The following is a 508-nucleotide window of genomic DNA, read 5'->3' on the forward strand; positions in this document are numbered from 1 at the left end:
GGCTATTCGGGCAGCGACAGCTTCACCTACACCGCCACCAACGCCTCGGGCACCAGCAGCCCTGCGACCGTCACCGTCACGGTGACCGCACCCACGCTGACACTGGCACCGACCAGCCTTCCGGGTGGTACTGCGGGCACGGCGTACAGCCAGGCGCTTGCCACCACGGGTGGCACCGCACCGTACAGCTATGCCGTCACCGCGGGCACATTGCCGGCCGGGCTGGCCCTGTCGAGCACCGGCACCCTGTCGGGCACGCCGACGGCGGCCGGCAGCTACAGCGTCACCGTCACCACCACCGATGCGCATGGCGCGACCGGCACCGCCACCTACACGCTCGCCGTCGCCGCCCAGGCACCGGTCGCCGGTGCGGTCTCGACCACCGTCACGGCCAACAGCACCGCTAATGCGGTGACGCTGGCCCTCTCGGGCGGCACCGCCACCTCGGTCACTGTCGCCACGGCACCGTCGCATGGCACGGCCACCGCGTCGGGCACCGGCACCACCG

1 protein-coding gene is annotated in these 508 nt (G+C 72.4%); it reads left to right on the forward strand.

Annotated elements, in window-relative coordinates:
- A partial coding sequence (locus SB4_RS13990) for an Ig domain-containing protein (protein WP_193753828.1) occupies window positions 1–508 on the forward strand: 508 nt, incomplete at both ends.

Source organism: Sphingomonas sanguinis (assembly GCF_001476905.1).
In the GTDB taxonomy this organism is placed as follows: domain Bacteria; phylum Pseudomonadota; class Alphaproteobacteria; order Sphingomonadales; family Sphingomonadaceae; genus Sphingomonas; species Sphingomonas sanguinis_B.